General features: G+C 67.2%; 3 protein-coding genes and 1 pseudogene. 2 read left to right on the top strand and 2 right to left on the bottom strand.

Annotated features, from left to right (window positions below; translation table 11 throughout):
* Positions 1–18: 18 nt before the first annotated feature.
* Positions 19–426 carry a VOC family protein gene (locus FPZ41_RS25020; protein ID WP_152865960.1) on the bottom strand — a complete coding sequence of 136 codons (408 nt, stop codon included), beginning with the start codon at positions 424–426 and terminating at the stop codon, positions 19–21.
* 203 nt (positions 427–629) lie between these two features.
* Here FPZ41_RS25020 and FPZ41_RS25015 point away from each other — a divergent pair, with 203 nt between their 5' ends.
* A complete protein-coding gene (locus FPZ41_RS25015; protein WP_152865959.1) occupies positions 630–1,280 on the top strand; it encodes a Uma2 family endonuclease in 651 nt (216 codons plus the stop codon).
* 51 nt (positions 1,281–1,331) lie between these two features.
* Here the strand turns inward: FPZ41_RS25015 and FPZ41_RS25010 are convergent.
* Positions 1,332–2,636 (bottom strand): annotated as a pseudogene (locus FPZ41_RS25010) (DNRLRE domain-containing protein); the annotation flags it as partial.
* A 233-nt stretch (positions 2,637–2,869) separates the two neighbouring features.
* On the opposite strand from FPZ41_RS25010, the gene FPZ41_RS25005 reads away from it, so the two are divergent.
* On the top strand, positions 2,870–9,574 hold the full coding sequence (locus FPZ41_RS25005; protein WP_407698814.1) for a polymorphic toxin-type HINT domain-containing protein: 6,705 nt from the start codon (positions 2,870–2,872) through the stop codon (positions 9,572–9,574).
* The last annotated feature ends 3 nt before the right edge of the window (positions 9,575–9,577 follow it).

Genomic DNA, 9,577 nt, shown 5'->3' with positions numbered 1-9,577 from the left:
GTGCTGGGGCGCTGGGTGTCAGCCCCGCCCCAGCTCCGGCCGCTTGCTGTAGTCGGTGAGCCCGATGACGTTGCCCCAGGGGTCGGCGAACTCCACGGTCCACCCCGTGGCTACGGAGAAGGGTGCGTCGAGCGGCTGCACTCCGGCCGCTTCGAGGGCCCGCCCGGCGGCCCGCGCGTCCCGTACCTCCAGCCACACCCGGGGTGAGGCCCACTCCGGCGGCCGCTGACCCAGCGCCTCCTCCATCCGGAGTAGCAAGCCGGGCGTCTCCTTCCCCACCTTCAGCAGCGCGATCCCGGCCTCGTCCAGCCGAAACGCCACCCCGAACCCGGCCCGCCCGTAGAAGGTCACGGCCTCGTCGAGGTCGCCCACGGGCAGGAGCACGTTGTCGAAACCGAGCAGCTCGTACGACTCGTTATCTGACATAAAGTCAGATTAGGTCCGGCACTGCGTATGGCGAGGCGACCCGCAGCGAGGTCGCCCGTGTGGTGAGCGGCCAGATGTGTCGTGCGAAATTTCGAATGCTGTTCAGGTGTCCCATCGGCTGGTCGCTCGATGAGCTGAGTCCCCTGCCGTTCCCGCTGGGTACGCTGGTGAGGCAGGCGAGACTCCGTCCCATGGGAGCAATCATGAGCGCCGCATCCGAGAACGGGCTGGACGGCCGACTCGACGACGGGCCGGAGTACCGCTGGCCCATCCCGCCCCCCGAGGGCTGGACCGCGGACGACCTCGACCGGATTCCGGGCCTCCCGCCACACACGGAGTTGATCGACGGGAGTCTCGTTTTTATGAGTCCGCAGACCCGGTTCCATCTGCGCTGCATGCGTCTGCTGGAGTACGGCCTTTTGGCGCAGGCGCCGGAGCACCTGGACATCGATCGGGAATTCACCGTCAAGCTCGACAACAAGAACCGGCCAGAACCAGACATCCTGGTGATCCCGGCGGATGCGGACTCAGGTCCCGACCAGACCTGGCACAGGCCTGAGGACGTCATCCTCGCCGTGGAAGTCGTCTCGCCGGACTCCCGTGAACGAGACCGCGAGGTCAAGCCCCGCAAGTACGCTGCTGCTGGCGTCCCGCACTTCTGGCGGGTCGAGAAGGACGAGGACAAGGGCCTCCCCGTCGTCTACGTCTACGAACTCGACCCGGCCACCAAGTCCTACAGCCTCACCGGTATCTTCCACGACCGCCTCAAGGTCACGGTGCCCTTCGACATCGAGATCGACCTGACGGCCATCAACCGGCGCCCGGGGGCCGCACCGGATCGGGAGCGGGGGTGACACGGCGAAAGGCCGACCACACGCTGCGGTCGGCCCCGTCGCGAGGTGCCCTCAGCCGATGGCGATCCGTGTCCGCCAGTAGGACCTGGGGCTGATGATCTCCGTACCGGACCCGGGCAGCGTCGTCCTTCCGCCCGCGTAGAAGCGGACGGAACCGTCGGAGCGTACGGCCCAGACGTCGGGGATGGAGTCGCCGTTGGCGTCCGGAGTGCCGATCAGCAGCGGGACGCTGCTGACCGACCAGCCCGCGGAACCGTATTCGCTGTCGTTGCCGCCCGCAGAGCCGCCGGCGGAGGCCAGCGAGTCCAGGTCGACGCCTCCGTCGCCGTCGGAGATGCCCTTGCGGAGCATCAGCTTGGCCGCGGGGTCGGAGCGGTAGACGAGATCGGTGACACCGTCGCCGGAGATGTCCTGCGCGGTGACGATGTCGCGTGCGATCCAGCCCGACGACCACAGCCGGGTCGCCTGATCGATCGTCGCCCCGTGGTAGCCGGTGAAGATCCACAACTCGTCGCCGATGGTGGCGAAGAAGTCGGTCCGGCCGTCTCCGGTGGCATCGCCTGCCGAGACGAACTGGGTCAGGTCGGCGGGACTGGGCGCGCCGTCCGGCAGCAGGATCTCGCGGCGCTTGTCGATGTTGACGGCACCGTAGCCGTCGCCCGGGTACACCCACAGCTTGCCCTCGACGCGGACGACGAGGTCCTGGAGGCCGTCACCGCCGTAGATGTCGCCGTTGTGGGTGATCAGTGCCCCCTTGAAATGGCCGGAGGGCGGGGCGACGTACGGTGGCAGCTCGTCGCCGTTGGGGTCCTTGTCGGGGTTGCTCCGGTAGGCGCCGGGCATTGAGTAGTCCAGGTCGCCCGAGCCCTTGGAGAGATCGTTGGTGGCCTGCGAGGGATAGAGGGACAGGTTGCCGCCCTCGGTGACCGCCATCAGGTCGGGAAGTTTGTCGCCGGTGAAGTCGCCGGGCGAGTCGGCCTGGTCGCGAGGCGTGACGTAGAAGAAGTACTTCGTCGGTTCGGAGACGTTGCCCGCGCCGTCCACCGCTCTGACGTACAGCACGTTGGGGCCGGCCGTGGGCGGCTTCGCGTTCTGGAGGGTCGCGCTCACGCTCGTGCTCGTACCTGCCGTCCGTGCGAGGGAGAACGGATAGCTGGGCGAGTTGAAGCCGTACTCATACCGTACGACGTCGCTGTTGAGCGCCCGCACGGTGAAGCTGCCCGCCTCACCGAACTTCTTCGTGCTCCAGTTCGCGTCCTCGGCGTCGTTGCCGAAGCCGTTCTCGCTGCCGTCGGCGTTGGGGAAGTCGGTGGAAGGTCGAGGTCCCTGAGGACCAGGAACAGGCACCGGCGGGTACCGCGACGGCTCCCGCTGCCGACTCGGGGACGGTCAGCTTCGGCTCCTCCGCGAATGCCACTCCGGCTGCGGCGCGCACGGGTACCAACGCCCAACAGGTCGACCTGACCCCGGTCGAGGACCTCCCGGTCAGTCTTGGGCAGGCCCCGGACCAGCCCGCGCCCACCGGTACGTGGCAGGTCTCCGTCGCCGCCCGCACCGCGCCCGTATCGCAGGGAGTCGACGGTGCCGTCGTGACCGTCCAGGCTCCGGCGACCGGCTCCGTGCCGATCTCGGTCAGGCTCGACTACGCCAAGTTCAGGAACCTCTACGGCGCCGACTGGGCCTCCCGCCTGCGGTTCGTCCAGTTCCCCGAGTGCTACCTGGACACGCCGGACGACGAGGCGTGCCAGGAGTACGAGGAGCTGGAGACCACCAATGACACCAAGGCCCAGTCGATCACGGCCACGGTCGACACGACGGCGGACGGAACGGTCACCCCGGCCTCGGCGAACCTCCGTGAGTCCGACGGCGCGTCGATTGCCCAGGCCTCCTACGGGGCTGCGACGACACCGGTCGCGGCGACCGGCGACAAGGCGGTCCTCGGAGCGGTCGACTCCGGTGGCGCCGAGGGCGGCTCCTTCAAGGCTACGCCCCTGGCCTCCAACGGCAAGTGGGAGGCGGGCGGTTCGTCGGGCGCGTTCACGTGGTCGTACCCGCTGAGCATCCCGGCAGCTCCCGCCGGCCCGGCCCCGGCCATCTCCTTCAACTACAACTCCCAGACCGTGGACGGCCGTACGGCGGTCTCCTCTCCCCAGTCCTCCTGGATCGGCGAGGGCTGGGACTACGACCCCGGCCACATCGAGCGCCGCTACCGCACCTGCAAGGACGACCGCAAGAACCTGAACTCCGGCACGCCCAACAACACGGCCAAGAAGGACAAGACGTCCGACCTGTGCTGGGTGTCGTACAACGCGGTGATGTCGCTCGGCGGCAGGACGGTCGAGCTGGTGAGGGACGCGCCCACGAGCAGCGACCCGGAGACCGACACCGAGATCTACCGCCCGCAGAGCGACGACGGCACCCGCGTCGAGCGCAGGACCGGCGGCAGCAACGGCGACAACAACGGCGAGTACTGGATCGTCACCACCGCCGACGGCACCAAGTACCACTTCGGCCTCAACCAGGTCGGCGGGGGCCACGCCGACACCAACTCGGTCTCCACCGTCCCCGTCTTCGGCAACCACCCGGGCGAACCCTGCCACGCCACCGCCTTCGCCGACTCCCGCTGCGGCGCGGGCAAGAAGCAGGCCTGGCGCTGGGGCCTGGACAAGGTAGTCGACGTGCACGGAAACGTGATGGTCGTCAACTGGAAGCAGGAGACGAACTACTACGCCGTAAAGAAGAAGTCCAAGACTCCTGAGAAGTACGACCGTTACGCCTACCCGACGACCATCGAGTACGGCATGCGCTCGTCCGACCTGACGAAGCCGTCCGCGACGGTCGAGTTCGGAGCTCAGCAGCGCTGTCTGAAGTCGGAGACGGCCTGTGACTCGGCCAACTTCGCCAAGACCGACGACCCGGGAGCGTACCGCCCCTGGTGGGACACACCCGGCAACCTCAACTGCAAGTCCACGTCCAAGCTGTGCCCGTTCTTCCCGTCCTTCTGGACGCAGATGCGCCTGGACACGGTGACGACGAAGGCCGCCCGCGCCGACCGGGCCGGCCTCGGCAAGGTGGACACGTACGAGCTCCACCAGTCCTTCCCCGAGGACTGGTACGACACGTCCCCCGGCCTCTGGCTGAACTCGATCACCCGACGCGGCTTCGCCCCCGGCGACACGACCGGCACCCTGCAGTCCAAGGACGGAGTCAGTTTCGCCGAGTACACGGTCGGCTCGACCTCGCCCCTGCGCGCCCGCCTCAAGGACCGCCAGCTCCCGAACCTGGTCCCCAGCGGCTCGAACGACCAGCGCCCCGGCTTCACTCGACCGCGCATCGGCACGGTCGCCACTGAGTACGGCGGCGACATCGAGGTCGAGTACAGGGGAGGCTGCGCGTCCGAACCCGCCGAGGACAAGGGCGAGAACAACGGCACCTGCTACCCGGTGCGCTGGTCGCCGGACGGTGACGAGAGGACGCCGGCCAAGGCCTGGTTCAACAAGTACGTTGTCGCATCCGTCACCGAGACCGACAAGGTCACCTCCCAGAGCAGGCCCGTCCACACGACGTACAAGTACACGGACCCCGCCTGGGCCAAGAACGACGACGAGTTCACCCGCCCGTCCCTGCGCACGTACAGCGTCTGGCGCGGCTATCGCCAGGTGGCGGTCACCAAGGGCAGCCGGTCCAGTTCCCAGCAGGGCGATCCGCTGTCCCAGTCGTACTCCGAGACGCGGTACTTCCAGGGCGTCGGTGGGGAGGTCAAGGACTCGACGGGCAAGTACACGCTGCTCGCCGATGACGCGCCGCAGTACGCGGGGATGATGGCGGAGACCATCACGTACCTCGACTCCGACAAGGCGGTCAAGAAGAGGGAGCTGACGTACCCCTGGTCCAAGCAGACCGCATCCCGTGCCCGCGAGGCCGAGAACGGCACGGACATGGACCCGCTCCTCGCGCACCGCAGCGGCGTCAGGCGCACGGACGCGATCCAGACGGTCGGCAGCAGCTGGCAGGCCGTGCGGACGTCGACCACGGTGGACGACACATACGGGCTCCCGATCGAGGTCGAGACGTCCGTGGTCAAGCCGAACGGGTCCGGCGAAACCCTGTCCGACCAGACCTGCACCAGGACGTCGTACGCGCACAACACGTCGGCGTGGCTGATCGGGCTGCCGAAGGAGCAGCGGACAACGGGCACGTCGTGCGCGGGCTACGACACAGCAGACCCGTCGACCAAGCTCGTGAAAGCGGTCCGCAACAGCTACGACGGCTTGGCGTACGGCGAGACACCGACGAAGGGCCTGGTCACCTCCGCCGCCGACATCAACGGTGCCGGAACCTCGTACTCGATCGTCACGAAGACGACGTACGACCCGCTGGGCCGCGTCCGCACCGTCACGAAGCCGGGCGCCGGAACGACCGAGACGCAGTACACGCCCGGGGACGCGGGCGGCCCGGTCACCTCCGTCAAGACGATCAACGCCAAGGGCCATTCCGTCACGACGGCCTTCGACCCCGGCCGCAGCCTGGCACTGACGGTCACCGACGCCAACGGCCGGGTCACGCGCAACGAGTACGACGATCTCGGGCGCCTCGTGAAGGGCTGGTCTCCGTCGCGTTCCTCGGGCGGCAAGTCGCCGGACGTCGAGATCGCGTACCAGGCGGCGATCGCCACCTCGCAGACAACCCGCCCAGCCGCCGTCACGACCAGGACACTGAAGGACGACGGCTCCTACAGCCGCCAGGTGACGATCTACGACGGCCTGATGCGCCAGGTCCAGACCCAGTCCGAGGCCCACGGCCCCGGCCGGATCGTCACCGACACCACCTACGACGACCACGGCCTGGTCGATGAACAGACCGGTGCCTACCTCGCGAAGGGCGAGCCGGCCGCCGAGCTCTTCAAACCAAGGTCCAAGTCGCTGATACCGAGTTGGGTCAAGTACCGCTACGACGGCCTGGAACGCAAGCTTCGCGAGTCGACGTACCACGACGGCGACTACGTCTACGCGACGTACACGGCATACGGCGACACCAGCACCTACGTGGACCCGGCCGGTTCGACGGCCCCGCGGACCCGCACCTTCACCGACGCGCTCGGCCGCGTCACCTCGATCCGCCACTACAAGGACGACGGAAGCACGGACCAGGGGCGCACGACCGTCTACGAGTACGACGCTCGCGGCAACCGCAGCAAGGTGACCGACCCGGCAGGCAACGCCTGGACGTACACCTACGACGCCCGGGCCAGGGTGACCTCGACCACCGACCCCGACACCGGCAGGACGGAGACCGGGTACGACGACGCCGACCGGCCGGTCAAGGTCACGGACGCGAAGTCGAGGACGACGTACACGCAGTACGACGAACTCGGCCGGGTCAGGTACGTGCGCGAGGGCTCCGAGACGGCCACACCGGTCAAGGAGTTCACGTACGACACCCTGTCCGGCGCGCTCGGCCAGCCGGTCGCCTCGATCCGGCGCACGCCGAACGGCGACTACATCAACCGCGTCACCGGCTACGACACCGACTACCGTCCCACCGGCACCGAGACGGTCATCCCCGCCAACACGATGACGACGGGTTTCTCCGGCACGTACGCGTACGCGTACACCTACACGCCGACCGGGAAGCCCCAGACGGTGACGCTTCCCGCCATCGGCGGGCTGGCGAAGGAAAAGGTCGTCACCCGCTACAACGAAGACGGCCTGGCCGAGTCGACCTCGGGCCTCGCCTGGTACACGTCCGATGTAACCTACTCGCCGTACGGCGAGCCCCTGCGCACGGTCTCCGCCGCGCAGCCGTACCGGGTCTGGACGACCAACTTCGTCGACCCGCACACCGGCCGTCTCCAGCGCACGGTGGCCGACCGGGAGACATCGGGCCCGCACCGCATCTCGGACAGCTACTACTCCTACGACAAGTCGGGCACCATCACGTCCAACGCGCGCAAGCTGTCGGAGGCTTCGGGCACGACGTGGGACACCCAGTGCTTCACGTACGACGTGATGGGCGAGCTGGTGAACGCCTGGACGTCGAACATCACGCCCGGTGGCAGTGGCACGGGCTGCAAGTCGTCGAACGGCACGACGTGGGGCTACCGCACGGACTACGTGGCTTCGTCCGGCCCGGTGGCCGACGCCCCGGACGCGTCGACGGACGTGTCGAGCCCGGACGCCTCACTGACGTCGACGCTGGCCGACACGGCTCCCGACAAGGCCACGGTCTCCACGGGCACGACGGCCTACCGCCAGTCCTTCACCTTCGACTGGCTCGGCAACCGCGCCACGATGACGGAGCCCGACCCGGCGGACGCGACGAAGAACGTCACCTTCACGTACGGCTACGGGGCAACGCAGCCGCACACCATGAAGTGGATCAGCTCCAACCCGTCGGGCAAGGGCAGCAGTTACGCGTACGACGCGGTGGGCAACACCGAGTCCCGCGACCTGCCCGCCACGACGCAGGACCTGACCTGGACGTCCGAGAACAAGCTCGCCACGATCACGGACGACGGCAAGAAGACGACGTACGTCTACGACGCCGCCGGCAACCGCGTCCTGGAGAACTCCCCGTCGGGCTCGACGCTGTACCTGGGCGAGACGGAGGTGACGACGGACGCGTCCGGCACGGTCACCAAGGCTTCCCGCTCCTACGCGCATCCCGGCGCCCCGACGGTGACCCGCACCACGAGTAACGGCGCGACGACGGGCCACCAGCGCAGCGTCATGCTCGCCGACCACCTCGGCACGGCGACCACGTCGGTGAAGGTGTCGAGCGGCCAGGAGGTCACGCGCCGTGCCTTCAAGCCGTACGGCGAGGCGCGGGGGCCGAAGCCCTCGTCCTGGCCCAACAAGCGCAGCTACCTGGGCGTGGGCATCGACGACGCGGCGACGGGCCTGACGCACATCGGCGCCCGCGAGTACGACCAGAACTCCGGCCGCTTCCTCTCTGCGGACCTGATCATCGACATCGCGGACCCGCTCCAGATGAACGGGTACGCCTACAGCAACAACAGCCCGGTCAGCAAGAGCGACCCGACTGGCCTGTGCCCGAGGGACCTGTGTCCGGACGGCGGCCAGAACACCACGACGCCGTCCAATCCTGCCGGCAGTGGTGGCGGTGCGGCAGGAGGGAGCTCGTCCGGTTCGAAAGGCAAGAACTCGGGGGGAACTCCAGTCATCGTTGATCTCGGCGATGGTAAGCCGGCCTTGCCGTCCAAGAAGCTTTACCAGCTGTATCAGAACAAACTTCCCGGAATTGGCCAGCTGCGGCAGAACGGCGTTTACAACGCCGCCCTCAGCTATGAACTCATGGTCGAATACTACTTCCGGGAGCGTTGTAGTCAGGGCTTCAACGACGGGTGTGCTGAACTGCGAAAGTTCTACGGTGGCTGGAAACACGTGGCCAGCCTCGACGCCGCCGACACGTGCCCTGTATGCGGCAATGTGGGATTCCAGTTGATCACAGCCCGCATCGGCGCGGGCAAGACAGGAAAGATCAAGTGGAGTTGCCGGTGCTTCCTGGCCGGAACCGACGTCCTGATGGCTGACGGCTCGACCAAGGACATCGAGGACATCGAACTCGGGGACAAGGTCCTGGCTACTGACCCGAAAACAGGTAGAACCGGACCCAGAAAAGTCACTCGCCTCATCCGCACTGCGGGCGACAAGTACTTCAACGAGTTGTCGATCGCCACGGCAGACGGCATCGAGAAACTCACGGCCACTCACGAGCACCCCTTCTGGTCCCCGTCCGAACGTGACTGGATTGAGGCAGGCAAGCTCAGGCCGGGCATGACTCTGCGCACCGATGACGGAGATACGGTCATCGTCACAGGCAATCGCGCCTTCACCAGGCACGCCCGTACCTACAACCTCACGGTTGACGACCTGCATACGTACTATGTGCTGGCGGGCGAGACGCCGGTCCTCGTTCATAATTCCAACGGGTGGTGTGGTCCAGGCTTTAGAACTGCGTCAGAGGCGGGTATCAGACCCAATGATGCGAGGCGAATCCAGAATGCTGCCGAAAAGACAGGTCAGACGATCATCGTGGTCGGGAGCCGAGCGGGCAACGGGAAGGTCAACCCAACTTCTGACTGGGATTACATATTGACCGGTCCGTCCCGGGCCCGTAGTAGCGTCAAGAACTCCCTGCCTCAGGGGATGGGTGATGGAGAGGGTGGAAGTGGGCGTGGCCGGGACTTCTACCAGAGCTACAATCCAAACGCCAAGCAGTACACGGAATTGGACAGGGATAGGCCTTACGTGGTCTTCGAGCCCAGGGGGTAGGTG

It is taken from the genome of Streptomyces acidicola (genome assembly GCF_009377235.1).
GTDB classification, from domain to species: domain Bacteria; phylum Actinomycetota; class Actinomycetes; order Streptomycetales; family Streptomycetaceae; genus Streptomyces; species Streptomyces acidicola.
Note: the sequence above shows the minus strand (reverse complement) of the source record. Positions and strands in the feature narration are given on the sequence as shown.